At 57.7% G+C, this 26,805-nt stretch carries 27 protein-coding genes; 9 read left to right on the forward strand and 18 right to left on the reverse strand.

Annotation, left to right across the window (positions count from 1 at the left end):
- Positions 1–192: 192 nt before the first annotated feature.
- From dnaA to mutM, 4 genes are all read right to left on the reverse strand, one after another.
- The gene (gene dnaA, locus AC2FIO_RS18895; RefSeq protein ID WP_058276502.1) at positions 193–1,578 is read right to left on the reverse strand and encodes a chromosomal replication initiator protein DnaA; all 1,386 of its coding nucleotides are present in this window, start codon (positions 1,576–1,578) and stop codon (positions 193–195) included.
- A gap of 540 nt (positions 1,579–2,118) precedes the next feature.
- Positions 2,119–2,382 (reverse strand): 30S ribosomal protein S20, encoded by a 264-nt coding sequence (rpsT, locus tag AC2FIO_RS18900; RefSeq protein ID WP_058272970.1) that lies wholly within the window; start codon positions 2,380–2,382, stop codon positions 2,119–2,121.
- Between the two features lie 232 nt (positions 2,383–2,614).
- The gene (gene acuK / locus AC2FIO_RS18905) at positions 2,615–3,391 is read right to left on the reverse strand and encodes an acryloyl-CoA hydratase (RefSeq protein ID WP_058276503.1); all 777 of its coding nucleotides are present in this window, start codon (positions 3,389–3,391) and stop codon (positions 2,615–2,617) included.
- A gap of 66 nt (positions 3,392–3,457) precedes the next feature.
- Entirely contained in the window at positions 3,458–4,309 is an 852-nt protein-coding gene (gene mutM, locus AC2FIO_RS18910) for a bifunctional DNA-formamidopyrimidine glycosylase/DNA-(apurinic or apyrimidinic site) lyase (protein ID WP_109311257.1), read from the reverse strand.
- 86 nt (positions 4,310–4,395) lie between these two features.
- Here mutM and ubiE point away from each other — a divergent pair, with 86 nt between their 5' ends.
- Complete coding sequence (ubiE, locus tag AC2FIO_RS18915; RefSeq protein ID WP_058272973.1) at positions 4,396–5,148, forward strand: bifunctional demethylmenaquinone methyltransferase/2-methoxy-6-polyprenyl-1,4-benzoquinol methylase UbiE; 753 nt, start codon at positions 4,396–4,398, stop codon at positions 5,146–5,148.
- Positions 5,148–6,677, forward strand: a complete 1,530-nt coding sequence (gene ubiB / locus AC2FIO_RS18920; protein ID WP_496699596.1) for a 2-polyprenylphenol 6-hydroxylase — start codon at positions 5,148–5,150, stop codon at positions 6,675–6,677. Before ubiE ends, ubiB begins: the two co-directional genes overlap by 1 nt.
- Before the next feature lie 95 nt (positions 6,678–6,772).
- Here ubiB and AC2FIO_RS18925 read toward each other — a convergent pair whose 3' ends face one another.
- Positions 6,773–7,948 carry an acetyl-CoA C-acyltransferase family protein gene (locus AC2FIO_RS18925; protein ID WP_496699598.1) on the reverse strand — a complete coding sequence of 392 codons (1,176 nt, stop codon included), beginning with the start codon at positions 7,946–7,948 and terminating at the stop codon, positions 6,773–6,775.
- A 118-nt stretch (positions 7,949–8,066) separates the two neighbouring features.
- Between AC2FIO_RS18925 and AC2FIO_RS18930 the strand changes: the two genes are divergently transcribed.
- From AC2FIO_RS18930 to AC2FIO_RS18950, 5 genes are all read left to right on the forward strand, one after another.
- Positions 8,067–8,630: a helix-turn-helix domain-containing protein gene (locus AC2FIO_RS18930; RefSeq protein WP_496699600.1), complete on the forward strand. Its 564-nt coding sequence runs from the start codon at positions 8,067–8,069 to the stop codon at positions 8,628–8,630.
- 110 nt (positions 8,631–8,740) lie between these two features.
- The gene (locus AC2FIO_RS18935) at positions 8,741–9,925 is read left to right on the forward strand and encodes a glycine C-acetyltransferase (protein ID WP_496699602.1); all 1,185 of its coding nucleotides are present in this window, start codon (positions 8,741–8,743) and stop codon (positions 9,923–9,925) included.
- A gap of 14 nt (positions 9,926–9,939) precedes the next feature.
- Positions 9,940–10,968 carry an L-threonine 3-dehydrogenase gene (tdh, locus tag AC2FIO_RS18940; protein ID WP_282170894.1) on the forward strand — a complete coding sequence of 343 codons (1,029 nt, stop codon included), beginning with the start codon at positions 9,940–9,942 and terminating at the stop codon, positions 10,966–10,968.
- Between the two features lie 63 nt (positions 10,969–11,031).
- The gene (locus AC2FIO_RS18945) at positions 11,032–11,913 is read left to right on the forward strand and encodes a tryptophan 2,3-dioxygenase (protein WP_282120891.1); all 882 of its coding nucleotides are present in this window, start codon (positions 11,032–11,034) and stop codon (positions 11,911–11,913) included.
- A gap of 3 nt (positions 11,914–11,916) precedes the next feature.
- On the forward strand, positions 11,917–12,744 hold the full coding sequence (locus AC2FIO_RS18950; RefSeq protein WP_282120892.1) for an alpha/beta hydrolase: 828 nt from the start codon (positions 11,917–11,919) through the stop codon (positions 12,742–12,744).
- Positions 12,745–12,898: 154 nt separating this feature from the next.
- Here AC2FIO_RS18950 and AC2FIO_RS18955 read toward each other — a convergent pair whose 3' ends face one another.
- The 9 genes from AC2FIO_RS18955 to pip all read right to left on the reverse strand — a co-directional run bounded on the left by AC2FIO_RS18955 (position 12,899) and on the right by pip (position 22,993).
- Complete coding sequence (locus AC2FIO_RS18955; protein WP_282120893.1) at positions 12,899–14,236, reverse strand: metal-dependent hydrolase family protein; 1,338 nt, start codon at positions 14,234–14,236, stop codon at positions 12,899–12,901.
- Between the two features lie 270 nt (positions 14,237–14,506).
- Positions 14,507–16,990 (reverse strand): translation initiation factor IF-2, encoded by a 2,484-nt coding sequence (infB, locus tag AC2FIO_RS18960; protein WP_058272980.1) that lies wholly within the window; start codon positions 16,988–16,990, stop codon positions 14,507–14,509.
- An 8-nt stretch (positions 16,991–16,998) separates the two neighbouring features.
- Positions 16,999–17,622 carry an RNA-binding protein gene (locus AC2FIO_RS18965; RefSeq protein WP_058272981.1) on the reverse strand — a complete coding sequence of 208 codons (624 nt, stop codon included), beginning with the start codon at positions 17,620–17,622 and terminating at the stop codon, positions 16,999–17,001.
- A 22-nt stretch (positions 17,623–17,644) separates the two neighbouring features.
- A complete protein-coding gene (nusA, locus tag AC2FIO_RS18970) occupies positions 17,645–19,252 on the reverse strand; it encodes a transcription termination factor NusA (RefSeq protein ID WP_282152819.1) in 1,608 nt (535 codons plus the stop codon).
- Positions 19,252–19,842, reverse strand: a complete 591-nt coding sequence (rimP, locus tag AC2FIO_RS18975; RefSeq protein WP_058272983.1) for a ribosome maturation factor RimP — start codon at positions 19,840–19,842, stop codon at positions 19,252–19,254. The genes nusA and rimP overlap by 1 nt, the downstream gene beginning before the upstream one ends.
- A 164-nt stretch (positions 19,843–20,006) precedes the next feature.
- Positions 20,007–20,177 (reverse strand): hypothetical protein, encoded by a 171-nt coding sequence (locus tag AC2FIO_RS18980; protein ID WP_472722368.1) that lies wholly within the window; start codon positions 20,175–20,177, stop codon positions 20,007–20,009.
- A 9-nt stretch (positions 20,178–20,186) separates the two neighbouring features.
- Complete coding sequence (locus AC2FIO_RS18985) at positions 20,187–21,065, reverse strand: hypothetical protein (RefSeq protein WP_496699608.1); 879 nt, start codon at positions 21,063–21,065, stop codon at positions 20,187–20,189.
- Positions 21,066–21,197: 132 nt separating this feature from the next.
- A complete protein-coding gene (locus tag AC2FIO_RS18990; RefSeq protein WP_496699610.1) occupies positions 21,198–22,019 on the reverse strand; it encodes an ABC transporter substrate-binding protein in 822 nt (273 codons plus the stop codon).
- Positions 22,016–22,993: a prolyl aminopeptidase gene (pip, locus tag AC2FIO_RS18995; protein ID WP_282170832.1), complete on the reverse strand. Its 978-nt coding sequence runs from the start codon at positions 22,991–22,993 to the stop codon at positions 22,016–22,018. Before pip ends, AC2FIO_RS18990 begins: the two co-directional genes overlap by 4 nt.
- Positions 22,994–23,041: 48 nt before the next feature.
- On the opposite strand from pip, the gene ubiG reads away from it, so the two are divergent.
- Positions 23,042–23,788: a bifunctional 2-polyprenyl-6-hydroxyphenol methylase/3-demethylubiquinol 3-O-methyltransferase UbiG gene (gene ubiG / locus AC2FIO_RS19000; RefSeq protein WP_496699611.1), complete on the forward strand. Its 747-nt coding sequence runs from the start codon at positions 23,042–23,044 to the stop codon at positions 23,786–23,788.
- Between the two features lie 10 nt (positions 23,789–23,798).
- A complete protein-coding gene (locus AC2FIO_RS19005; RefSeq protein WP_496699613.1) occupies positions 23,799–24,380 on the forward strand; it encodes a hypothetical protein in 582 nt (193 codons plus the stop codon).
- Between the two features lie 100 nt (positions 24,381–24,480).
- On the opposite strand, the gene AC2FIO_RS19010 is transcribed toward AC2FIO_RS19005, so the two are convergent.
- The 4 genes from AC2FIO_RS19010 to AC2FIO_RS19025 are packed head-to-tail and all read right to left on the reverse strand — an operon-like array spanning position 24,481 to position 26,789.
- Complete coding sequence (locus AC2FIO_RS19010) at positions 24,481–24,921, reverse strand: MarR family winged helix-turn-helix transcriptional regulator (RefSeq protein ID WP_472722373.1); 441 nt, start codon at positions 24,919–24,921, stop codon at positions 24,481–24,483.
- A 14-nt stretch (positions 24,922–24,935) separates the two neighbouring features.
- Positions 24,936–25,766, reverse strand: a complete 831-nt coding sequence (locus AC2FIO_RS19015) for a carbon-nitrogen hydrolase family protein (RefSeq protein ID WP_496699616.1) — start codon at positions 25,764–25,766, stop codon at positions 24,936–24,938.
- Positions 25,766–26,023 (reverse strand): glutaredoxin 3, encoded by a 258-nt coding sequence (grxC, locus tag AC2FIO_RS19020; RefSeq protein ID WP_108861637.1) that lies wholly within the window; start codon positions 26,021–26,023, stop codon positions 25,766–25,768. The genes AC2FIO_RS19015 and grxC overlap by 1 nt, the downstream gene beginning before the upstream one ends.
- Positions 26,024–26,060: 37 nt before the next feature.
- Complete coding sequence (locus AC2FIO_RS19025) at positions 26,061–26,789, reverse strand: double zinc ribbon domain-containing protein (protein WP_496699619.1); 729 nt, start codon at positions 26,787–26,789, stop codon at positions 26,061–26,063.
- Positions 26,790–26,805 lie beyond the last annotated feature (16 nt).

Here is a 26,805-nt window from a genome sequence, read left to right on the forward strand (position 1 = left end):
GGGACTGGCACGTTAGCGGTTCCGCCCTGAGGCACAAGGATTTTTTATGGATTTCTCGGTCGGATTGCCCAAAGCGTCAAGGGCCGCGTGGCCCTGCAAGCACAGTTCATTTCCAACCGTGGAAAATAACGCACAAGAAAACGCCCCGGGCGTGAGGGTCCGGGGCGTTTCTCAAGTGATATGAGTAGGAGCTCAGGCTTCCAGCGCGCGCCGCAGCATTTCCACATCTTCGGCAATCTGGCCGTCCGTGGTTTTCAGCTCTTCGATGCGTTTTACGCCGTGCATGACAGTCGTGTGGTCACGTCCTCCGAACCGGCGCCCGATTTCCGGCAGGGACCGGCTGGTTAGTCGCTTGCACAGATACATCGCAACCTGACGCGGGCGGGCATAAGACCGCAGGCGTTTAGGTCCAATGATGTCGGACAGGCGGATGTTGTAATAGTCCGAAACCTTGCGCTGAATCTCTTCGACAGTGATCTTGCGCTCGGATGCGCGCAGCACATCGGCCAGACAGTCCTGCGTCAGCTCCATGTCGATCTCGCGCCCCACCAACGAGGCAAAAGCGAACAGACGGGTCAGAGCACCTTCCAGCACGCGAACATTGGTCGAGATCCGGTGCGCCAGGAATTCCAGGACACCATCGGCAATTGTCAGGTCGGGATATGTGCTGCTGTACTGCTGCACCTTGTTTTGCAGGATGCCCAGGCGCAGTTCATAGTCGGTTGGGTGCAAATCGACCACCAGACCACATTGCAGACGCGATTTCACCCGATCCTCTAGGTCCTTGATCTCACCCGGGGCGCGGTCGGCCGAGATGATGATCTGCTTGTTCTGGTCCACCAGTGCATTGAATGTGTGGAAGAACTCTTCCTGCGTCGAATCTTTGCCCGCGATGAACTGCACATCGTCCACCATCAACACGTCAACCGACCGGAACAAATGTTTGAAGTCCATCATCCGGCGCTCGCGAAGGGCCTGCACGAAACGGTACATGAACTGTTCCGCCGACAAATATAGCACGTTCAACTCGGGGTGTTTTGTTTTCAGCTCCCATGCGATGGCATGCATCAGGTGCGTCTTACCCAGACCAACGCCACCGTAAAGAACCAGCGGGTTGAAGGTCACAGGACCACCTTCAGACACACGGCGCGCCGCGGCATGGGCCAATTCGTTGGGTTTACCAACAACAAAACTGTCGAAGGTAAAGCGGGAATCCAATGGCGCGGCCTGCAAGGATTCAAACGCGCCATTCGCGGCTTCCATCTGCGGCGCAACAGGTGCATCCCGCACAACAGTCGGCTCGGATTCGGTGTCTACTTTAGGGCGCGCCGGTGAGTTAGCAGCGACGCGAAAGGCCAGTCGTTGAACCGTTTCCCCTGCGGTGTTCATCTCATACAGTATGAGATCCGCAAAGTTCTGACTGACATAGTTGCCCATGAAATTAGTCGGCACGGAAAACACCGCTACGCCGTCCTGCAACTCTTGGAATTCAAGAGGTTCAATCCAGGTCGTGTAGTTGTTTTTTCCGATAGCCTTGAGCAACTTGTTACGTAGTAGTCCCCATTTCTCTTGTGTCATTAAGCGCCTCACGCATCCCATTCTTTATTGGCCTGTCGGCCTTATTGCTATTTTCCGGTTGCCCGGATTATGCTTTCACACGCAAAGGGATACACGACGCCAAACCGCAGAAGTTTGGCGGGTGTGTTTTAGAAAGTCCGCACATCCCTACTTGCCGGCGCTCCATACCCGGAACGCCCTGAAAACAGGGTTGCGCAACGCAATCTCAAATTCGACAGGGCTTGGTTCCCTGGTGACCCAAGGACCGCAGCAGATTAGCAAACCAGTTGCCAACATTCGTTCCTGACCGTCCTGATGCCCGTCAGTTTAGTCGTTGGAACAGCCTGTCCCCCCAAGCGAGTGAATCGCTGTAACAGTGGTAGCAAGAGGCCAAGGCATCCGGCAACGAAACTCTGATATTGACTCGTATCTTTCGCCGAAAGAATCTCTCGGTTTTGTGAAGGCGCGGCTTTCCGGCAACAGCAAAAAAAAAGCGCCGCTGGGCGCGGCGCATTTTCTATCATTTCACCTTGCTTGGTTGACCCAAGGTCAACCCGGGCCTTAGCCCAGCGCTTTTACACGAGCCGACAGGCGCGACATTTTACGCGACGCTGTGTTCTTGTGGAAAACGCCTTTTGTGACGCCGCGCATCAGTTCAGGCTGAGCTGCGCGCAGTGCTGCGGTTGCAGCGTCCTTGTCGCCGGATGCGATCGCTTCTTCTACCTTACGCAGGTAGGTACGGATGCGCGAACGACGTGCTTTGTTGATTGCGAAACGGCTCTCGTTCTGACGAGCGCGTTTTTTTGCTTGGGGCGAATTAGCCATGTGTGTCTCTGACCTTTGGTTCGGTACGTTGTCTAGGGTTGCGCGCCACGGAATATCCGCACCAGATCAGAAATCACGAGTGTGAGTCGGGCCAAGCGGGCCGCACGCGCATGTATGGTGGCGGTTATTACCCAAGTTGGCCGGGTTTGCCAAGGCGATTCCTTTGATGCGCATAGCTGGTATGAAAAAGGCGGGCAAAGGCCCGCCGGTTTCGATTTGATCAGGGAACCGCTTATTTGTCGCGGAATTGCGCGGCGCGTTTTTCCAGGAACGCGGCCATACCTTCTTTTTGATCCTCGGTCGCGAACATTGAATGGAACACGCGGCGTTCGAACAGCATGCCTTCGCTCAGCGGCAGCTCATAGCTGCGGTTTACCGACTCCTTGGCTGCCATAGCGGACAGTTGGGATTTTTCGGCAATCTTCTGGGCTGCGCCCATCGCCTCATCCATCAGCTTCTTGGCGGGAACGACGCGGCTGACAAGGCCAGCGCGTTCAGCTTCTTCTGCGTCCATGAAACGGCCGGTCAGGTTCATGTCCATGGATTTGGACTTGCCGACAAACCGCGTCAGACGCTGGCTGCCCCCAAGCCCGGCAATGACGCCAAGATTGATCTCAGGTTGGCCAAATTTGGCAGTGTCCGCTGCGATGATGAAATCGCACAACATCGCAAGTTCGCACCCGCCGCCCAACGCATATCCGGCTACGGCAGCGATGATGGGCTTGCGGATCGCGCACACGCGGTCGTTCAGAGCACCAAACAGGTTCGAGCTGTAAACGTCCACAAAGCTCATCTCGGACATTTCCTTGATGTCCGCGCCCGCAGCGAACGCCTTGTCCGACCCGGTGATGACGATGCAGCGCACTTTGTCGTTGCTATCCGCATCTTCCAATGCCGAGCACAATTCCTGCGCCAGTTGTGAGTTCAGCGCGTTCAGCGCATCGGGCCTGTCGAGCTTGATAAGGGCGACGTGGTCTTCGATTTCGACGATGATCGTCTCAAAAGCCATGAGGTGAAAGCTTCCGGTTGTTCCGTTCAGGTACGATTCCTTACCACGCGCATTCGCTGGATCAAGCTATCTTTGGCATTGCGCACAGTAGAAGGATGAGCGACCGGACTGGGTGATTCTTTTGATTGGAGCCCCACAACCGTCAGTCCTGCAGGGTTCTCCCTCACGGCCATAGACGTCAAAGCTGTGCTGAAAATATCCAAGTTCTCCATCGGCTTGGCGGAAATCGCGTAGGGAAGATCCACCTGCTTCGATGGCGTCCTGCAATACCTTCCTGATGATCGGAACAAGTGCTGCGACTCGGGTCGCAGAAATTTGGCCGGCTTTGCGACGTGGCGACACTCCGGCTCGAAATAGCGCCTCGCACACGTAGATATTGCCCAGGCCGGCAACGATTCCCTGATCCAGCAGCGCCGATTTGATCGGAGTGTTCTTTCCCCGAAACGCATCGATCAGATGTTGTTCGTGAAAATCATTACCCAAAGGTTCAGGCCCGAGGACAGACAGCAGCTTGTGATCGTCCGCAGTTGCTGTCTGCAATAGGTCCATCGCACCAAACCGGCGCGGATCGTTGAACGTGACACGTGCGCCATTCGCCATGTGAAAGACCACATGGTCATGTTTTTGGGTTATCGGATGTTCATGCACGAATTGCCCAAGCGGATCGCCGGATACGGTCATCCGGCCTGACATGCCCAAATGGATCAACAAGGTTTCACCACTGCTGAGATCGGCAAGAATGTATTTTGACCGACGACGCAATTTTTGAACCGTCTGCCCGGTCAACCGCTCGGCCATCCGTTCAGGGAAAGGCCAGCGCAGATCGGGGCGATTCACATCTGCCCGGTCGATCACCACGCCTTCCATCGCTGGGCTCAGGCCGCGTCTTACTGTCTCGACCTCGGGCAATTCCGGCATTACACGGCTCCTATTCCAAAGGGCCGCATTGTGCCCCGGTTCCAGAGCCCTATAACAGAGGCGAAATTCGAAAAACGGCAAGGCTAATGTCCGACAACAGCGACAAGACCACTCATTTTGGGTTCGAAACCGTACGTGAGGCTGAAAAGGCCGGGCGTGTACAGGGCGTGTTTAACTCGGTCGCCTCGAAATATGACGTGATGAACGATGTCATGTCGATGGGCATTCACCGGGTCTGGAAAGACGCGATGATGGACTGGCTTGCGCCGCGCCCAGGCCAGCGCCTGCTGGATGTCGCAGGTGGCACCGGAGATATCTCGTTCCGCTTTTTGAAACGCGCGGGCTATGGCCATGCTACCGTGCTGGACCTGACCGAACCGATGCTGGTCGAAGGCCGACAGCGCGCCGAGGCCGACCAGATGGCCGACAGCCTGAACTGGGTGGTCGGCGACGCGATGGCTCTGCCCTTCGACGACAACACATTCGACGTCTACACCATCTCGTTTGGCATCCGGAACGTGACCCGCCCGCAGGAGGCCCTGAACGAAGCATTCCGTGTGTTGAAACCCGGCGGCCGACTGATGGTGCTGGAATTCAGTCAATTGCCTAATGACGGGCTGCAAAAGCTCTACGATCTTTACAGCTTCAACGTCATCCCGCGTATGGGGAAACTCATCGCCAATGACTACGACAGCTATCAATACTTGGTCGAATCGATCCGCAATTTCCCGGATCAGGAAACGTTTCTGGGCATGGTCCGCGCGGCCGGATTTGAAAATGCCAAGTACCGCAACCTGAGCATGGGCATCGCCGCGCTGCATTCCGGCTGGAAAATCTGATGCGCGGACCACACAACATCATTCGCCTGATCCGCACAGGCGCCACTCTTGAGCGCACAGGCGCCATGAACGTTGTGCTGGACGCGTTCGAGGCTCCGCGCGCACTGCGGTTTCTGGCGCATGCTTTGGGAAAACCGTTCCAATGGCTGGGGTACAAAGGCGATCCTGACATGCCCCCCGCCACAAGGGCGCTGACGGCGCTTGGGCCGGCATACATCAAGTTTGGTCAGGTACTATCGACCCGTCCCGATGTGGTCGGGGATGAGTTGGCCGAACAATTGCGCGTGCTGCAGGACAAGCTTCCCCCGTTCTCTAAAGCCGAAGCCATGACCGAGGTTGAAAAGGAACTGGGCCAGCCGGTATCCGAAGTGTTCAGCGAATTCAGTGAACCCATCGCCGCGGCCTCGATTGCTCAGGTCCACAAGGCCAAGCTGGTTAGCACCGGCGAAGACGTCGCCGTCAAAGTTCTACGCCCGAACATTGAACGCGCCTTCCGCAAGGATGTAGACGCATTTTATTTCGCCGCACGCATCGTGCAGCTATTCGCCCCCGGTGCGCGCCGCCTGCGCCCGATGGAGGTTATCGAACATTTCGACGGCGTCGTACGCGGCGAGCTCGATCTGCGGCTGGAAAGCGCTGCCGCATCAGAATATGCGGCCAACACCAAGAACGACGCAGGCTTCTGGCTGCCCCCGGTCGTCTGGTCCCTGTCCGCCCGCCGCGTGATGACGCTCAGCTGGGCCGACGGCGTTCCGCTGGGCGACAATGCCGCACTGGACGCCGCCGGGCACGACCGCGGCGACCTGGCGGAACGCGTGCTGCGCTTGTTCCTGCTGCACGCACTGCGTGACGGTTTTTTCCACGCTGACATGCATCAGGGCAACCTGAAGGTCGCGGCCAACGGGGACATCATTGCCTACGACTATGGCATCATGGGTCATATCGACGAATATACCCGCCGGGTTTATGCCGAGATCCTCTTTGGCTTTATTCGCCGCGACTACAAACGCGTGGCCGAAGTGCATTTCGAAGCTGGCTATGTTCCTGCCGACAGGGACGTCGACGAGTTTGCCCGCGCCTTGCGCGCGGTCGGAGAGCCTATCTTTGGCATGGATGCCACTCATATTTCGATGGGACGCCTACTGAATTACCTGTTCGAGGTGACAGAACGGTTCGGCATGGAAACCCGCACGGAACTGATCCTGCTGCAACGGACAATGGTGGTCGTCGAAGGCGTGGCGCGGTCGCTGGACTCGCGCATCAACATCTGGGAAGTCGCCCGTCCGGTTGTCGAAGATTACATCAAGCAATCCATCGGTCCCCGCGCAGCACTACGGGATTTTGGCAAAACTGCCATGGTGCTGGCCCGCTTCGGCCCGCGCCTGCCCGCTTTGGTGGAAAATGCGCTGATCGCGCAGACGCATAAGGACGACACTCAAAACAGAGGCCTATCGGCGGCCATTCTTCCGGCAACCATCGGCGCCGCTGCTGGCGCCGCAATTGTCCTGCTCCTAACAGCCTTCACCTAAGGCAAATCCGCCAGTTTCACCTGGCCAAAACATCCTCGGGGGGAATCGCGCAAGCGCGATGGGGGGCAGACAGCCCCCCCTCTGCCCGATCCGGATCAGATCCGCTCGAAGGCAATGGCGATACCCTGTCCGCCACCAATGCACATCGTGACCAGGCCCTTCGATCCCCCGATGCGTTCCAACTCATACAACGCCTTAAGGGTGATAATCGCGCCTGTAGCGCCCACCGGGTGCCCCAAAGCAATTGCCCCCCCGTTCGGATTCACCTTGGCGGCATCCAGCCCCAGTTCTTTGTTTACGGCCAAGGCTTGCGACGCGAAGGCCTCGTTGCTTTCGATCACATCGAAATCCTCAATCGACAGGCCCGTACGCGCCAACAGGTTCTGTACAGCCGGAACCGGTCCGATCCCCATGACCTCGGGGCGAACACCGGCGTGGCCATATCCCAGAATGCGCGCCTTGGGTTTCAGACCTGCTTTCTCAGCAGCCTCTGCCGTAGCCAGAACCATCGCGGCGGCACCGTCATTGATGCCGGACGCGTTCCCAGCCGTCACCCGGCCGTCCTTCTTGAACGCCGGACGCAGTCCTGCCAGCGCTTCGGCCGAGGTCTGCTTGGGGTGTTCGTCAACCGTGAAGTCGACCATGTCACGTTTGACTTTGACCTGCACCGGCGCGATCTGGCTTTCAAAATAGCCAGCCCCAATCGCAGCAGCAGCCCGCGCCTGGCTGGCAAGGGCAAATTCGTCCATTTGCTCACGCGTGATCTGATGTTCATCCGCCACGTTCTCGGCTGTCACACCCATATGACCGGTGCCAAAGGGACAATTCAGGGCACCCAGCATCATATCGAGCGATTTAACATCCCCCATCTTCGCACCCCAGCGCGCCTGAGGAACGATGTAGGGGCTGCGCGACATGCTTTCGGCACCTCCGGCCACGGCAAATTCTGCATCACCCAACATCAGAGACTGTACAGCGGACACAATCGCCTGCGCTCCCGACCCGCACAGGCGGTTCACATTCATCGCAGGTGTTTCGTTCGGAATGCCCGCTTGTTTTGCAGCGGCGCGCGACAGGTACAAGTCGCGTGGCTCGGTGTTGATAACATGACCAAAAACAACGCTGCCGATCTGGGTCGGCTCGACCCCTGAACGTTCCATTGCCGCTTCCGTCACCACGGTCGCAAGATCAATCGGCGCGGTTGAGGCCAATGCCCCGCCAAAGGTGCCGATCGCCGTGCGGGCACCATCAAGAATCACGATGTCTTTCATGTCTCTACTCCTCCGGACTTTGACGGAATTATGCATCTGCGGCATCAGGCTGTCCTATGGAACGTACCGTCACAAGCAGAATTGACATATGACGGACAAACGCGCATGAGATTCCGTCATGACGGAAAACCCAGATGATATCCTGACACGCCTGCCCGCACGCCTGAAAGAGGCCCGCCGTGCCAAGGGCTTGTCGCTTGAAGCCGTGGCAAACCTCAGCGGCGTCTCCCGATCCATGGTCAGCCAGATCGAGCGCGGCGAAAGCAGCCCGACGATCTCGACCCTGTGGAACCTGACCCGTGCGCTACAGGTGGATTTCGCGGGTCTTCTGGAGGAAGCGAACAGCGCGAACCAGATCGAAGTCCTTAGGAAATCCGAGGTGCCCAGCATCGACAACATGGGCCAAAACTGCCGGATTCGCATTCTTTCACCGCCCGAGGAAGCAGGTGGTCACGAGGTCTACGATATTGAGTTCGACAAAGACGGCGCTCTAAACAGCCAGCCCCACGCCCGTGGAGCCAGAGAACAGTTGACTGTGCTTGAAGGCGCCGTGCGTGTGACTTCCGGTACGGCTTTCAGTGATCTGCAACACGGTGACACCGCACGCTATGCAGCGGATGTCGCGCATTCGATCGTTGCCAACGGGCCTGCGCGGGTCTTCCTGATCGTTAAAAACGCCTGATATCGGCGAAAATCCGCGTTCACGGATTTTTTTCCCGTATATTGTAATTCCCCTATTTGGGAATTATATCCGCTATGTTAGATATGCGACTCAGACAAACGGAGACCGCCATGGCTGATGCATTCCTGTCCCACATAACGGACACCCTCGCGCAGATCGAATCTGAGGGTCTGTACAAACGCGAACGAATGATCACCTCGCCTCAGGGAGGTGAGATTACGGTGGGCGGTAAGCAGGTGATCAACTTGTGCGCCAACAACTATCTGGGTCTGGCTGATCACCCCGCGTTGATCGAGGCCGCCAAGGGTGCGATGGAACCCAAGGGGTTCGGCATGGCCTCGGTCCGGTTCATCTGCGGCACGCAGGACATTCACCGAGAGTTGGAGCAGAAGCTGGCAAAGTTTCTGAACAAGGATGATTCGATCCTGTTTGCAGCGTGCTTTGACGCCAATGGCGGGCTGTTCGAGCCCTTGTTAGGGTCTGAAGACGCCATTATCTCGGACAGCCTGAATCACGCCTCGATCATCGACGGTGTGCGGCTGTGTAAAGCCAAGCGCTACCGCTACCTGAACAATGACATGAACGATTTGGAGGCCTGGCTAAAGCAGGCGCGTGAGGATGGGGCGCGGCATATCATGATCGCGACCGATGGCGTGTTCTCGATGGATGGCTATCTGGCCAACCTGCCGAAAATTCGCGAATTGGCCGATATATATGACGCCATTGTCATGGTCGATGACTGTCACGCCACCGGCTTCATGGGACCGAGGGGTGCAGGAACACCGGATCATTTCGATGTCGACGTCGATATTCTGACGGGAACCTTGGGCAAGGCACTTGGGGGAGCAATCGGCGGCTATATCGCCGGGCCGCAGCCAGTGATTGATCTGCTACGGCAGCGGGCGCGGCCCTATCTGTTCTCGAATTCGCTGCCACCTTCCATCGTCGCCGCAGGAATTGAGGCAATCCGTCTGGTTGAAGAGGGCGACATGCTGCGTGCCCAACTGGTCGGCAATGCCAAATACTGGCGCGCGGGGCTTGAGAAGCTGGGCTTCGATCTGCTGCCCGGTGAGCATCCGATCATCCCTGTCATGCTGGGAGAAGCAACGCTGGCGCAAGAAATGGCGTCGCGACTGTTTGACGAAGGCGTCTATGTCTCGGGCTTCTTTTTTCCCGTCGTCCCGCGTGGGCAAGCAAGGATCAGAACCCAATTGAATGCGGCTCTAACAAAGAATGAATTGGACCGTGCGCTGGCAGCCTTTGGTAAGGTCGGCAAGGAATTGGGAGTGATCTGATGCGACCCAACACAATGAAAGCTCTGGAAAAGTCCAAACCTGAAGAAGGTCTTTGGATGGTGCAGGCCCCTGTGCCTGAAATTAATGCGGACGAGGTTCTGATCCGCATCAACAAAACCGGCATCTGCGGGACAGATATCCACATCTGGAATTGGGATGACTGGGCCGCGGCCACAGTGCCAATTCCGATGATTACCGGCCACGAGTTTGCGGGTGAGATCGTCGAGATCGGCCGCAATGTGTCCGGTCTGGAGATCGGCCAGCGTTGTTCTGGCGAGGGCCACCTGATCACCAACGACAGCCGCCAAAGCCGAGCCGGGAAGTTTCATCTGGATCCGGGCACCCGTGGGATCGGGGTCAACGAACAAGGTGCCTTTGCCCAATACCTGAAACTACCCGCTTTTAATGTGGTACCCTTGCCCGAGGACGTGCCAGACGAGATCGGAGCCATCCTCGACCCCCTCGGCAACGCAGTGCACACCGCGCTCAGCTTTGATCTGCTGGGTGAGGATGTTCTGATCACCGGCGCGGGCCCCATCGGCATTATGGCTGCCGCAGTCGCGCGCCATGCCGGGGCGCGGCATGTGGTGATCACAGATATCAACCCGGATCGTCTGAGACTGGCCGAACATGTCGTGCCGACCCTGCGGACGGTGGATGTCAGCAAGGAAGACCTGCAGGACGTCATTGCCGAACTCGGCATGCAGCAGGGGTTCGATGTGGGCTTGGAAATGTCCGGCTCACAAGCTGCGCTGGACCAGATGGTCGAGGCTCTGGTGATGGGCGGCAAGATCGCTTTGCTGGGTATTCCGCCCGGAAAGTCTCCGGTGGACTGGTCCCGCATCGTGTTCAAAGCGATTACCATCAAAGGCGTTTATGGGCGCGAAATGTTCGAGACCTGGTACAAAATGATTGCGATGCTGCAGAACGGTCTGGATGTCAGCCGGGTCATCACGCACCACATGAAAGTCGACGATTTCGCCGAAGGCTTTGCCGCGATGAAATCCGGCCAATCCGGCAAAGTGGTTCTGGACTGGACTTAACGCTCTGGAAGTGCGCTGATTTAGACCCTAAACAGGGGCGAACTCATGCGTTTGGAGGAGCAAATGGGCGATAAGGATCATCGGTATCTTGAGCGTGGAATCGAGGACACTCTGGTCACCGATTTCGCGGAAACCCATCGCAAGAGCTATGGCGATTTTCTGCAGCTCAAAACCCTGCTGAACTTGCAAAAGACCTTTCAGGACCCTGCGCAGCCGGATGAAATGCTGTTCATCGTCATCCATCAGGTCAGCGAGCTGTGGCTGAAACTGATGCATCACCAACTGGTCGAGGTGCGCCGGTTCCTGCAACAGGATGAATTCGGCCCCGCGATGAAGAACCTCGACCGGGTCAAGGCGATTCAGCGCCAGCTGATCTCGGCTTGGGAGACGTTGTTGACCATGACGCCGGCCGACTACATGACCTTCCGCGAGGCATTGGGCAGTTCGTCGGGCTTCCAAAGCTACGGCTATCGTCAGATCGAATTTATTCTGGGCAACAAAGATGCCTCGACCCTGAAAGTGCACGAACATGACGCCGAGGTCATGAGCTTACTGAATGCCGCGCTGACAAAACCGTCCTTGTATGACGAGGTGCTGCATATGTTGTCCCGTCAAGGTTTCGATGTGCCCGATGATTTACTGAACCGGGACTATGCGCAGCCTTATTCCGGCGACAACCGCGTGGTGAAGATATGGGGGCAGGTGTTCCGCAACACGGACCGTTATTGGGATCTTTATGCGCTAGCCGAAAAGCTGATGGACGTCGAATCCCTGTTCCAACGCTGGCGTTTTGACCATGTCACGGCTGTGGAACGTGTCATCGGCAACCAACCCGGCACGGGTGGATCCAGCGGCGTGTCCTTTCTGCGCAAGGCCCTGGATTTACGCTTCTTCCACGACCTCTACGATGTGCGCACCGAATTGATGTATGCGGGGCAGGAGTAGGCGATGCTGTATCGAGGGTTCTCTCAGGATGAGCTGGAGCGTGAATACGCCCCTAGTTCGATGATCGGTGGCGATCTGACACCCTATCTAGACAGCTATACCGCACTCAGCGCGCAGCACCGGGCGAGGATGGACGTGAAGGAAAACGTCGCCTATGGCGATTCGCCGGCGCAAGTGCTGGATTTCTTTCCCGCGAAAGGAGCAGGTGCGCCTCTGCACGTCTTTGTTCACGGCGGATATTGGCAAGCGCTCAGCCAACGAGAATCGGCGATGATGGCTCCTGCGCTGATTGAGGCCGAGCAATCCTTTGCCACGTTGAATTACACGTTGGCCCCGGATGCGCGGCTGGATCAGATGGTCAACGAATGCCGCGATGCCCTGCTTTGGCTGGCAGAGAACGCGTTCAATCTGGGCTTTGATCCGTCGCGGATCACCCTATCGGGACACAGTGCTGGCGCGCATCTGGTGGCCATGGTCATGGCGACCTCGGCGGATGCGTTGGCCCGCGCAGGATTGCGCGTGCGCGATGTTATTCTGATCAGCGGCGTCTATGATCTGGAACCGATCAGCCTGACCTCGGTGAACGACCCGCTGCAGTTGACCCCGGTCGAGGTGCACGATCTGTCCCCGATCCTGCACCTGCCACCCCCCGGCCCACGCTATCACGTGACAGTGGCGGAACGGGACACGCCGGAATTCATCCGCCAAAGTCGTGATTATGCGGAAGCTCTGCGCAAAGGCGGGCATTCGGTCAGTTTCGATTTGCAAAAGGGCATGCAGCACTTCGATATCATCATGCATCGAGGGACGTTTTTGCCGGCAAATCGGTAGTCAAAGGCATCGAAAATCAACTGATTTGATATTTTCCCGGGAAATTAACACAACCATTACAAACCTTATCTTTGTAGCCAAGCTTCGAACGCCCGGTTCGAGCCCAACGCAGTCGTTACAAAATTGGCTTTGAGCAAAGGACTTCATCTGGAACTCATTCCAGCGTGTTCTTGTAGACTTTGCCGTCTTTCATGATCAGATCGAAATTCTCATGCGGGTCTGCGATCAGGTCGATATCTTGCAGCGGATTGCCGTCCACCAGGATTAAGTCGGCATAAGCGCCCTTTGCGATCACACCCAGGTCACCTTGTTGATAAGGGTGGCGCGGGCCTGAGAGTTTGAGCAGTTCAGCATTGGTTGAAGTCGCCATTTTCAGCACCTCGAATGGCGTGTACCAGCGCTGCAATTTGGCAAGGAACGCACCCTGACGTTCGGCCAGTTTGGGATCGAACAGGATATCGGTGCCAAAGGCGACTTTCACACCAACATCTTTCGCAGTTTTATAGGTGAAATCTGTGCCGTTGGTGACGTCGATCCATTTCTGCTGGCTGACAGGGTCGTCGAAAGAAAAGCCATCCTCGTCATCCAGAAGAGGCTGCACAGACAACCACACGTCGTTGTCGCGCATCAGTTCCATCGTTTCGCGGCTCATCAAAAAACCATGCTCGATGGACTTAACGCCAGCGGCAACGGCAATTTCCACAGCCTCGTCCGTGAAGACATGAGATGCAACATAAGTGTTGTAGGTGTCGGCCACCTCTACAAAAGCCTCGATTTCGGCCTTGGTGTATTGGCGTACATCCAGAGGATCATAGGTGGATGACACCCCGCCACCGGTGGAAATCTTAAGTTGGGTTGCACCCATGCGCATGATCTCACGCGCGCGTTTGACCACTTCCGGAACACCATCAGCTTGCGCCATCAAACCAACGCTGTACCAGTACCATTGCGAATCCGCGCCGTTCGTCGGAACCGCTTGGTAGGGGCGATAGTCAAAGTGGCCGCCGGTTTGTGTCACGGGTGGGCCGGACGGCAGGATACGGGGGCCTTCGATCTCGCCTGCGTCAATCATCCGTTTTATGGCAAATGAATTGCCGCCAACGTCGCGCACCGTTGTAAAGCCGCGCATTAACGTGCCTTCGGACCCGATGGCACCCCGCACCGCGACCTCAAGAATATCGCCGGTCACAACCACACTCTGCGGATTGCAACAGTAAAGCGTGTGCCAGTGTACGTCGATCAGGCCCGGCATCAACGTTCGCCCGCCGCCATCGATGACGATACCATTGGCGACGGCGAGGGGTTCTGAGGACACATCTGTGATCAGATTGTCGGTTACAACAACATAGGCATTTGTAATCATTTCCTCATTCACACCATCAAACACGTTGACGTTTGTGAACAGTATCGGCCCCCCATCCTGGGAGAGCGCTTGCGAACTGGCTATAGTGAGAAAAATCGACGAAACCGCCGCAAGTTTGGGAAAATGCATTCTAAATTCCTCAGAAAATTCTGTCGGAGAAACCATCCCAGCGGAAGCAAGCTTTTTCAAGGATTCCCTCACTTTTCTGCAAGGTCGGCTTTGTCCGCATAGCCGACCTTGAAGTCAGACTCATCTCATAATTAGGGCAGGATTGTAAAACGCACCGTACTGACTGGATTCAGAGAATCTCATACGCACAATCAAAGGCTTGCAATCATTCACAAAAATAAAACAGCGGCCCGAGTGAGCCGCTGTTTTCTGTTTTACTGTACTACCGGATCAATCCAGCGTCCGGGTGACCTCTTCGCGTTCGAAGATTTCGATCACGTCGCCTGCACGGATATCGTCGTAGTTCTCGAACGCCATCCCGCATTCCTGACCTGACTGAACCTCGGCCACTTCGTCCTTGAAGCGTTTCAGCGTCTTCAGCGTGCCTTCGTGGATCACCACGTTGTCGCGCAGCAGGCGGACACCTGCGGAACGACGCGCCACGCCTTCGGTGACCAGACAGCCAGCAACTTTGCCGACGCCTGTAACCTTGAAGACTTCGCGGATCTCGGCGTAACCGATGAACTTTTCGCGGATCTCGGCGCTCAGCAGGCCGGATGCGGCGGCTTTCACGTCATCGACCAGATCGTAGATCACCGAGTAGTAGCGGATTTCCACACCCTTCTGGTTCGCGGTATTCCGTGCCGACGCATTGGCACGCACGTTGAAGCCCAGGATCGGCGCACCGGATGCTTCGGCAAGGCCGACATCGGTTTCGGTAATCGCACCTACGCCCGAGTGCAGCACGCGCACGCGTACCTCGTCGTTGCCGATCTTCTCCATCGCCTGAACGATGGCCTCAGCCGAGCCCTGAACGTCTGCTTTCATCAGAATTGGCAGTTCGTTGACGTTCTCGTCTTCCTTGGCCTTCTGCATCAGCTGCTCAAGGGTCGTTGCGGCGCCAGCGGCGGCACGTTTGTCCTTGGCGGCCTGTTCGCGATATTCCGCGATCTCGCGGGCCTGCGCTTCGGTCTCGGTCACGTTCAGAACGTCGCCAGCTTCGGGCGTGCCGTTCAGACCCAGAACCTCGACAGGAACCGAGGGGCCAGCTTCCTTGACGCGTTCACCCTTGTCGTTGATCAGCGCACGGACTTTACCGTATTGCTCACCCACGACGAAGATATCGCCCTGACGTAGCGTACCGTTCTGAACCAGAACAGTCGCGACCGGGCCGCGACCCACGTCCAGCTGCGCCTCGATCACGGCACCCTGGGCGGCGCGATTCGGGTTGGCTTTCAGCTCCAGAATCTCGGATTGCAACGCGATGGCTTCCAGCAACTCGTCCAAGCCCTGACCGGTGATGGCAGAGACTTCGACGTCCTGAACCTCACCCGACATTTTCTCGACGATGACTTCGTGCTGCAGCAGGTCGGTGCGCACCTTGTCCGGGTTCGCGCCTGGCTTGTCGACCTTGTTGATCGCCACGATCATCGGCACTCCGGCCGCTTTCGCGTGGTTGATCGCTTCGACCGTCTGCGGCATCACCGCGTCATCGGCGGCAACAACCAGAACCACGATATCCGTGACCTGAGCACCGCGCGAGCGCATCGAGGTAAAGGCCGCGTGACCCGGCGTATCCAGGAAAGACAGTGTGGTGCCGCTATCGGTTGTCACCTGATAAGCACCGATGTGCTGGGTGATGCCACCCGCTTCGCCTGCCACAACCCGCGCATCGCGGATCGCATCCAGCAGCGAGGTTTTGCCGTGGTCAACGTGACCCATGATGGTGATGACCGGCGGACGCGATTTCAGATCTTTGTCGTCGTCTTCGACCTCTTTGATGACGTCCTCGACATCCGAATCAGAGACACGGGTCACTTTGTGACCGAATTCTTCGATGATCAGCTCGGCGGTATCGGCATCAATGGTCTGGTTCTGCGTGACCATCATGCCCATGTTCATCAGCGATTTGACAACGTCTGCCACACGCTCGGCCATACGGTTGGCCAGCTCTGACACCGTGATCGCCTCGGGCAGCTGTACGTCGCGGATTACCTTTTCGCGCTCGACCGTACCACCCATGGCTTTCTGACGCGCCCGCTCCTGCTTGCGTTTCATCGCCGCCATAGAGCGGTGACGATTACCTTCCCCGCCCGTTGCCTGACCCAGTGTCAGCTTGCCGGACCGGCGGTTGTCATCACGGCCTTTGCCACGATTTCCGCGCTGTTCACGCTCGCGATCGTTTTTCCGCGGCGTTGCAGCCGGTGCAGGCTTGTTGGCCGGGCTGCGCGGAGCAGCCGCCTTGGGCTCTGCCGGTGCAGCCGGAGCAGCTGCGCGTTGGGCCGCTATTTCAGCCTCTTTGCGCTTGCGATCTTCTTCTTCGGCCTTGGCACGTGCACGTTCTTCGGCCTCGCGCTGTTCGCGTTCCTTGGCCTCTTGCTCCGCACGACGACGGGCGCGCTCTTCTTCACGCGCTTTTTCAGCTGCCTCGCGGGCGGCGGCCTCTTCGACCTCACGGGCCTTCGCGGCCTGCAGCGCCTTCATCCGGCGGGCCATCTCCGCATCGGAAATCCCGGCAGGGCGGCGCGACGGATCACCCGAGGGCGTTGCTCCGCCACCCGGCTTGCCGGCACCCGGCTTGGGAACCACCACGCGCTTGCGTTTGGTCTCCACCACGACATTCTTGGTACGTCCGTGGCTGAAACTTTGTTTCACATTTCCGGGGCGTGCCCCGCCACGAAGACCCAATGTCTTTTTGCCGTCATTATCGCTCATAAAGCTTCTTACCCTTCCGCGCGGCCCCTGCCGCCGTCATCCGTTTCGCGCAAGCCACGCAGGCGCTGCGCTTCCTCTACAACACGTTTGGCGAGTCCGCCAGAGGCGAGCGCCGCATGAATCACGGTTTGGCGCCCAAATGCCTGTCCCAGCTCGTCCGCCGTCAGCCAGCCGATGTATGTTCCGAAGTGCGGCGTGCTCAGTTTCGACTTGCCGCGCCCTGATCCATCAGAGGCTTGTATCAGTACCTGGGCCTCTTCCCGGTCCAGCCACGTCTTGACCTTTTCGTAACCGGCGATCGCATCACCGGATTTGCGCGCAAGGCTCACCAACTCGATCACACGGCGCGCAATCTGACGCTCAACTTCATCCGCGAGATCGTTGGGCACACTGACTTGCGCCTTGAAACCACGTGCAAACAGCTTTTTGCCCACGGCCTTGTCCAGCGCGCTGCGATCCGCCGCGACATAGACGCCACGTCCCGGCAGTTTTGCCGCGACATCCGGAAAGACCTGACCATCCGGCCCCGTCACAAAGCGGATCAACCCATATTTAGGTTGAACCTCGCCCGTGGCGATGCACTTGCGTTCAGGTCCTTCGGACCGATCCTTATGGACGCCACCGCGACCCATTTGCGCCACCCGAAGCCTGAGATCAGGCCTCGGCCTCCTCTTCGGTAACTTCTTCTTCGGCCTGCTCCAACTCAGCAGGATCGACCCAGCCCAGCATGATCCGAGCTGTCATGACCAGATCCTGCGCCTCTTCCAGCGTTACACCGAAAGGTTCCAGAACACCGTCATCTTTGATTCGCTGGCCGTCGACCGTGGTCCAACCACCGGCCAGTTCCCAGTCAGCGCAGGTGGCGAAGTCTTCCAGGTTCTTCACATCGTCCTTGGCCAGCGCTTCAACCATCTGGGGTGTCAGGCCTTCGAATTCAATAAGACTGTCTTCGGCACCCAACGCGCGGGCGCTTTCCAAAGCTGCCTTGGCCTTTGCTTCCAGATATTCGCGCGCCCGTGTTTGCAGCTCTTGCGCGGTGCCTTCGTCAACGCCGTCGATCACCAGCAGTTCTTCGATTTCCACATAGGCTACCTCTTCGAGGTTGGTGAAGCCTTCGGACACCAGCAACTGAGCAAAGAACTCATCCAGATCCAGGCTGTCCATGAACAGCTGGGTGCGGGCTTCGAATTCTTTCTGACGACGCGCCGATTCTTCGGCCTCGGTCATGATGTCGATATCCAGATTAGTCAGCTGGCTGGCCAGACGCACGTTCTGACCGCGGCGACCGATGGCCAGCGAAAGCTGTTCCTCGGGAACCACAACCTCGATTTTGCCGGCTTCTTCGTCCAGAACCACCTTGGAAACCTCAGCAGGCTGCAGCGCATTCACCAGGAAGGTCGGTTGATCTTCGTTCCACGGAATGATGTCGATTTTTTCGCCCTGCAGCTCGTTCACAACGGCCTGCACGCGGCTGCCGCGCATACCAACGCAAGCACCAACGGGATCAATCGAGCCGTCATAGGAAATCACGGCGATCTTGGCGCGCGAACCGGGGTCACGGGCCACGGCCTTGACCTCGATAATGCCGTCATAGATTTCCGGCACTTCCATCTTGAACAGCTCGGCCATGAATTCCGGCGCGGTGCGCGACAGGAAGATCTGGTGGCCACGAACTTCGCGACGCACTTCCTTGATATAGGCACGAACACGGTCATTCGGACGATAGCTTTCGCGACCGATCTTGTCATTGCGGCGTAGAACGGCCTCAGCACCGCCCAGATCGACAATGACATTGCCAAACTCTTCGCGCTTGACCGCACCGTTGATGATGGTGCCCGCACGATCCTTGAAATCTTCGTACTGACGGTCGCGCTCGGCTTCGCGAACCTTCTGCAGGATCACCTGCTTTGCGGATTGTGCCGCGATACGGCCCATTTCAACTGGCGGCACTTCTTCAACGAAGACGTCACCAACTGAAGGCGTTTCCATATACTGCTTGGCCTGCTCGACAGTCATCTCGGCCTGATAGTTTTCCAGCTCTTCATCTTCGACCACGGTGCGAACGCGGGTGAATGTTGCTTTGCCAGTCTTGCGATCGATGCTGACGCGGATGTCCATTTCAGCGCCGTAACGGCTCTTGGCGGCACGGGCGAGCGATTCCTCCATCGCTTCGACAACCAGACCGGGGTCGATCATCTTTTCGCGGGCCACGGCCTCGGCGGTCTGCAGCAGCTCCAGCTGGTTGGCTGAGGTGATTGCCATCAGTTCGTCTCCTCTTCGGACCCTTCGGTCTCAATCTCGTCGAAAGCGTTTTCGTTCAGGGCACCGGCGTCTTTGCGCTGGCGCAGCATTTCCTTGATCAGGTCGTCGGTCAGGACCAGCTTGGCGTCGCTCAGCCAGTCGAATTGCAGTCCGATGGTGATCGTCTCGTCCCCCTCGGTGAGATTGATCAGGACCTCATCTCCCTCGATCCCGGCCAGCTCACCTTTAAAACGGCGGCGTCCGTCGATCAGTTCGGCGGTTTCGATCTTGGCCTCATATCCTTCGAACGCCTCAAAGTCCTTGAGACGGGTCAGGGGGCGGTCGATGCCGGGGCTGGACACTTCCAGCGCATAGGCGTCAAGGATCGGATCCTCAACATCCAACGTGGCGCTGACCGCGTTCGAGATCTCGGCGCAATCATCCACTTCGATACCGCCATCAGGCTTGTCAGCCATGATCTGCAGCGTGGTTTGTTTGCCGCTCATCAGGCGAATACGCACAAGTTCATACCCCAGATCCTCGATCACGGGAGTGATGATCTCGGCCAGTCGCCGGTCGATGGCTGCTTTGGCTATCAGGTCATTTGTCATCTGGTACTCTACCCTGTCAGTCGGGCACAAAAAAACGGGCGCGCGGCCCGTCGATCTTTTCCGGTGGAGCCCCGGACCGAAGCCCGACACGCCGCTGTTAACGGCCATATAGCCAAGCGACTGCAAGATTGCAAGCCCAAGCGCCAGGATGGGCAATCACAATATCAGTCTGACAGAATCCACTCGCCATTTTCACACAGGTAAGGACCAACGCGGTCCCCGTCTTCGTAGACCTCGCCGTCAAACAGGCATTGACGTCCCTGGGCATGTGCCACGCCTGACAGAGCGACGGTCACAAGTGCAATAATGGCAGAGAGAACAGCAAGTTTATTCATGGAAAGCTCCTATTCCGCCGAAGATGCAAAAAGCGCAGGCTGCGTATTGCGCGGGTAGATAATCACCGAAAGAGTGCCCCTGCCCTGAAACTGCTCGGCATTCGCCGTCCGCGGCGGGAAGAGTTGATCAAAGGCCACCCGGTTCAGCCCCAGCTTCATTTCTGAACCCGACAAAAACTCGAACGGTGTCCGCGCGGCGCAGGCATGAAAAACAGGATCTTGCCGCACCGTGAACTGACGCATGATATTGGATGACCCGCCGGTCGGTTTGATCAGGACGGTAATCCCCGGCTTCAAAAAACTGTCGGGGCAGGTGTACACCATCGGTTTTTCGTTCCTATTTGCGTCATGCAACAACACGCCCTCGGCCGTTACCTCGTGCTTGAAGGGGCTGAACACGGTCTCTTGCTGAATGAAGTTCGTGTAAAGCGTCGCAAATAGCTGGCTGTCACCACGCGGTTCGGACTTTATACCCTCGTACAGATCAGCGATCGCCTGCCACATCCGTGAATCCGCCCCACGCAATGTTCCGGGCAGCGAAAACGGACCTTCCAGATCATACAGCACGTCGCGCAGCCCGGCCGACAGGGGATCCTCCTTTTCCAGCCCTCTAATTTCGTGAACCAGATCCGAATCGTTCAACGCATAGTAACCATGCGACTTCAGCGTGCGGGTCAGAGCCCGCATATCGGACAGTTTCCGCGCTGTCGTCTCTGCACTATCTTCGGGGTTCGCCTCTACGGCCTCAAAACCCTTGTCCAGCAACTGGGTCAGCGACTGCCCTTCGCGGGCATCCAGCTCTATCGTCCCGTTTTTGCTGACTTTTACGGTAACGTCTTTACCTGATTTCAGGGCAAACACCGCAACAACCGCCAATGCTACGGACAAAATGGAAATTGATATATTCTTTAAGCTTTCAACCCTCATGGGAATTCTCCCATTTTCGAAACAATTAAGCTAATACAGCGCGTACAATAGCAAAATTTTGCACAAAGTAGAAGTCAGGCGAATTTTCGGCGTTTAAATCAACCACCAACGCTCGGCAACGCGGCCATCATCCAGGGGGCGATCCGTTCCGATCTGACGGGGCATGCCGACATGCCCTGCTACAGCCAGCGCCATATCGGATTCGCTTGGAAAAAAGCGCAATCCGCGGTGCGGGCTGAACCCTTCGCCCTGCGGCAGTGCCGCGATATCCACAAAGCCGTCTCGCAGTGCCTCGGTACGCACGCGAGCGTCGGGAATCACGATAACTTCCAGGGTATCGGCCCAGCCAGCCAATCCATCCTTGTAGTGGCCCGCCACACGGCGCCCAAGGAAATGACGATCATCCTCCGCCCGTTCAACTCGGTAGCATCCGGTGCCGTTCGCCGCCTGCAAGGGCGTGACACCTTGCCCGTTGCGCGTAATAACGAACCTGCTGTCGGCCAAAAGGAAGGGTAGACCCGGGTTGGCCTGAGCCAACTCCAGACGCACGCGATTATCTGACAAGGCGTCGACCTGCCCGACATCGCCCAGAACCGCCATCACATCCCTTACATCAAGGACTGCGCCATCGTGAAAACGAGCGTTCTCGCGCAGATCAAAGCTCCAGATGCGGGCTTGGGAATCAGTTTGCCAACCGGTCGCAAGCTCTCCGCGCAGGGTGCCGTCGGGTGCAATCTCGGTCAGGGTGTCGAACACGGCCCCACGGGCAACCTGCTCCAAACTGTCATCGCGGGGCACGGCAAGGCGCAGCGTACCACCCACTTTGGGCGTATCGGCTAAAGACGCACCGGTCGCCGCGAGCAGAGCGGCGGCAGCACCGGAAGCAAACAGAGCACGACGGTCGATGCGGGTCATAATGCGCCCTCCGCCACGCGGTCCATGATGCGAACCAATTCCGCGCTAATTCCGGGTTCGGACAGCGCATGCCCGGCCTGGCGCACCATCTTCAGCTCGGCATTGGGCCACAGCTGGGCAAGGTTCCACGCGGCCTGAGGCGGACAGATCATGTCATACCGACCCTGCACGATATGGCCGGGGATATGTGCGATTCTGTCCATCTGGTCCAGAATCTGCCCGTCCTGTTCAAGGAACGCGCGGTTGATGAAATAGTGATTCTCAAGCCGCGCAAAGGCGCGCGCGTATTCCCCCGGGCTTTCCCCAGTTGCGCCATGCGAATGGATCGAAGCCAGCGCGTTTTCCCAACTGGACCAGGCGCGCGCATACAGAATCTCGGTCGCGCGATCACCCGAGAACAGGCGTTTGTTATATGCGCCGATCGTGTCGCTTAGTTCACTTTCCGACAGCAGAGCGGTGAACTTCGCCCATTGCTCGGGCCAAAATTTGCCCGCGCCACCACCATAAAACCAGTCCAGCTCGGCCTGCGTCGCAAGGAACACACCGCGCAGCACCAGGCGATTGACCCGATCCGGGTGGGACTGCGCATAGACCAGCGCAAGCGTCGCCCCCCAGCTACCGCCAAAGACAATCCAGTCGTCGATATCCAGCAAGGTTCGCAGACGTTCGATATCGTCCACCAGATGCCAAGTGGTGTTGTCAGTGACCGAGGCATGCGGGCGTGACCGTCCGCATCCGCGCTGATCAAACAGAATCACCCGGTAAACGTCCGGATCGAAATAACGCCGCATAGCCGGGCTGCAGCCGCCACCGGGTCCCCCATGCAGAATCACCACCGGAAGGCCATTGGGATTGCCGCATTGTTCCATATAGATACGGTGTCCATCGCCCACATCGACCATACGCTGATCGAAAGGATCGATCGGCGGGTACAGATATTGAACTGCGCGCTTTTGGTCCGGGTACTTGTCCATTATGGCCCTATATAGTCCTTAAGCGTAAAAGAGCATACGGAGACAGGAATGCAAGCGCATCCGAACACGGTTGACCCTTCCGAGATCGCAAAATTCGAAGCGATGGCCGCAGAATGGTGGGATCCGCATGGAAAATTCAAACCACTGCACATGCTCAACCCCTGTCGGCTGGATTATATCACACAGCAGATCGCGGGCGAATTCGATCGCGATTTAAAGTCGCCAAAGCCGTTCGAGGGCTTGCGTTTGCTAGATATCGGCTGCGGCGGCGGGCTGCTGAGCGAACCGATGGCCCGCCTTGGGGCCGAAGTGGTCGGAGCGGATGCCGCCGAAGGCAACCTGCCCGTCGCGCGAATCCACGCGGAACAATCCGGGCTGGAGATCGACTACCACCACACCACAGCCGAGGACATGGCCGCTGCAGGCGAACAGTTCGACGTGGTGCTGAACATGGAAGTGGTCGAGCATGTTGCCGACCCGTTGGGATTTCTGACAGCCTCGCAGCAATTGCTGAAACCGGGCGGGTTGTTGATCTGTTCGACCATCAACCGCAATCCGAAATCTTATGCTATGGCCATTTTCGGGGCCGAGGTCGTCATGCGCTGGTTGCCCCGCGGCACGCATGAGTGGAACAAGTTCATCACCCCCGATGAGCTGTTCGACCTGCTGCGCCAAGCCGGGCTGGACCCGGTGGACCGCAAGGGTTTCGTGTTCAACCCGATCCTGTGGAGTTGGTCGATCTCGGACCGCGACCTGAGCGTGAATTATGTGACGGCGAGTGTGAAGCCGAATTAAGGAAGATTTTTTGACTCGATCTTTAAGTTACGCGCCGTGGCGCGCGGTATTTTTTGGTGCGGCAATTTCCGCTGCTACCTTGTTCAATAACACGCTAGCCACAGCAGAAGAGAATGCGGGCGTGTTCGTGTACGAACATGAAGGCGTTCCGCTTCTTGGCTACATTAGCGATCCTAAAGTTTCTGAGGCGACTCAGGAAATAGCAGATCGGTACTTGGGTTCGAACTCGAACAACTATGATCTGGTAAGGGCGTTGTATTTTTTCGTCTTTATTGACCCCGAGATAGTTTCGGATGGCAAGTTTGTGAAACCAGTCGAATTAGAACTGACGGAGGAGACGACAGAACCATTTTCCAAACACGAACTCTCTGACGAAGGATGCAACGTAGGAAAAATAAGTTCTACTAATGAAGATGTAAAAGGTGAGTATTTGATATGGCTTATCCATGGCGGTGAATTCGAGGGCGTGGATGGAATAGAAGCCTGCCTTCTATTCGCAGCAGCGGCGGCGGCTGGAGTTGGCTTGCAAGGCAACCCAAAAATGGAGGCCAGTGATTTGCGGCAGCTTCTGGATAGAATGCTCTTAGAATGAAGTGGCCGTTTAGTCCGCGGCACATTGCATGAGCATCAAGCCTGCCAGCGCCCGACCACACCAGTCCTGGATCCACCTTGGGACAACGGTTCGCTGATCCCTACTCCCCCTCCAACTGCAACCGCAAATCCCGCAACACGGGCAGCGTGCTGCGGACGCGCTCCAGCCCCAACTCTCCGACCACGCGGTTGATCAGGGGGGCGATTGACGCAATCGCCTGATCGCGGGCACGGCGACCGGCGGGGCTGATCGCCACCATCTTGCGGCGGGCGTCGTCCCAGTCGGGGCGGATATGGATGTACCCGGCCCATTCCAGCTTGGCCAAGGTGTTGGTCATCGCACCACGCGTGACGTGGAACGTATCGGCCAATTGTGCCGGGCTACGCTCGTTCCCGACAAAAACCAGGTGGTTGAGCACCGAGAAATGCGAAATCTCCATACCCTTGGGCAGCACCCGGCTAAGCCGATTACGCAACAGCTGGTCGGCGGTCAGGATTTCGCTGAACAGCGTGACCGCAAGGGCATTGTGTTCGTCAGTCATGGTCCGGTTCTGGATCAGGGTCCGTCAAAGCGACGGACGTGAGTCAACGAGGGCACCCGACGGCGCGCCTCAGACACAGAACTATCACGCAAATCGAAAATGTGAATGCCCGGATCGGTCCCTGCGTCGATGACAACCTCTCCCCAAGGGGCAATTACCATGCTGTGGCCATAAGTATAGCGCGTCTTGCCGCGGGCCTTAGGGTGTTCGCCAGTTTGTGCGGGGGCCAGAACCCAACAGCCGGTCTCAATCGCCCGGGCGCGCAGCAACGATTCCCAATGGGCCGCACCCGTGACCGGCGAAAACGCGGCCGGAACCGTCAGGATTCGCGCCCCTGCCTGCGCCAACGCCGCATAGAGCGCCGGAAACCGGACGTCATAGCAAACGGTCATGCCAAGCTTGCCAAAATCAGTGTCGGCAATCACCGCCTTGTCGCCGGGGCGGTAATTTTTTGATTCGCGGAAGGTCTCGGTTTCGGTGACCTGCACGTCGAACATGTGTATCTTGTCATACCGCGCCACGACCTGCCCCTGCGGGTCGATCATGAAGGACCGGTTGGCGAACCGACCGTCTGCATCATGGGTCTTGATCGCCAAAGACCCGATCAGCAGCCAGACACCCAGCGCGGCGGCCTGATCCTGCAGGCCGGCCAGCGATTGGTCATCTTCTTCGTGCTGCAGGACTTCGCGCTGCCGCGTGGTGCTGGTGGACACGCAATTCGTCACCTCGGGCGTCAGGATGAACCGCGCGCCTTGTTCCGCAGCCTCGGCCATCATGGCGCGCACCCTGTCCAGATTTTCGGCCGGATCATCCGACGAGGTGATTTGCAGCAGCGCGGTCTTCATCAGGCTGCGAGCAGGCGATCCAGCTTGCCCTGACGCTCCAGCTCATACAGTTCGTCACAGCCGCCCACGTGCTGCGCACCGATAAAGATCTGTGGCACGGTTCGTTTGCCACCGGCGCGCTGGATCATCTCGGGCTTGCGCTTGGGGTGCATAAGCACGTCGACTTCCTTGAATTCGACGCCTTTCTGTTTCAGCAAGCGTTTGGCCGCGTGACAAAAGCCGCAGAGCGGCGAGGTGTAGATTTCTACCGGTTTCATATTCCGTACCTTCGCGTTTCGCATAATCTTGGGCGAATTAGGCATCCTTGGCAACGCGCGCTAGGGTCAACACGGAAATATGATTTGCTCCGGATGCAAGGCAGACACGCGCGCAAGCCGCCAGTGTTGCGCCGGACGTCATCACATCATCCACCAGCAGGATATCGCGGCCCCGCAAGCGGTCTTGCCGCTTTGGATGGGCGATGATCGCGCTTTTAAGGACTTCAGCCCGCTCTGCCGCTGTTTTGCCATCCAGAACAGGCGTCTTTCGGTGGCGAAGCAAAAGGTCCGGGCACACCTCAAGCCCTTCCTCTTTCCCAAGGTGCTGCGCCAGTAGGGCGGACTGGTTGTACCGGCGTTTCAACAACCGGGACCAGTGTAAAGGCACCGGCGCAAGCAGCATCCCCTCGCGGAATATCTCTTGCCCGGCCCGCGCCAGCCAGCGTGCGGCAGGGCGCGCCAGTTCGGGCCTGTCACCATGTTTCAAGGCCAGCACCAGCGACCGCGCTTTGCCATCGTACAAAAGGGCCGAACGCCCATCTTGCCAGGGGCGCGGCGCAGCCAAGCAATCGTCGCACTCAATCCGGTGACCGTCTGAAACCCCCGGTAACGGCACCCCGCAGCTTTCGCAAACAACTCCTCCGATAAAGGACGTCTCGCGCCAGCAGGGCCCACACAGCCCGAAATCCGATTCGGTCAGGTCCCCGCAGCCCAGACAGCGCGGCGGATAGATCAGCGCGACAGCGGTTTGAATCTGGTGCCACATGCGATAATTGCGCCCT

Source organism: Ruegeria sp. CDSB086 (assembly GCF_059611065.1).